Source organism: Neobacillus cucumis, assembly GCF_023715505.1.
The window spans coordinates 1-492 of the sequence record NZ_JAMBOH010000101.1 but is presented as its reverse complement, the minus strand read 5'-3'; the positions used below and the strand labels follow the sequence as shown (position 1 = coordinate 492).

General features: G+C 60.2%; 1 protein-coding gene. It reads right to left on the bottom strand.

Translation table 11 applies throughout. The features are described 5' to 3' along the window. A partial coding sequence (locus tag M3226_RS31580) for a hypothetical protein (RefSeq protein ID WP_251573421.1) occupies window positions 1-265 on the bottom strand: 265 nt, incomplete at its 3' end. Window positions 266-492: the final 227 nt, after the last annotated feature.

The following is a 492-nucleotide window of genomic DNA, read 5'->3' as shown; positions in this document are numbered from 1 at the left end:
CCCCCAGCGCGCCCATTTCCCGGGGCGCCACCTCGCGGCCAAGCGGGGAGCCCAGCGCTACGGTGACGATCTGCAGCAGCGCGTGGATCGTCGTGGTGCCCGCGGGCATGGGTGCGCAGGGGGGTTGGCCACCGCCGCCGCAATAGAAACCCGCCTCCGCCCGTAGCGACCAAGCAGCCACCAGCCAAATCCGGCGACGGCGCCGCCGGCCACGATTGCCACGATGCGGCGTGGCCAGGACCGTGACGCCCTGTAAAAATGACACCGAACCGACGATCTGCCCGTAACTGTAACCAAAAGCCAGGGTGCTGAATCGCGTGTAAAATTAGTGCCAAAACCATGCCGGACAGACCGGCCAGAATCCCGGTTAATACCACGGCTATCAGGCGGATCAGATGATTTTTATTCCCGGCGGCGACGCTCATTTTCTCAGGCCTTGAAAAGGAAAAATAAAAGAATAAAGGACGAGACTTAAACATTGCGTAATCATAG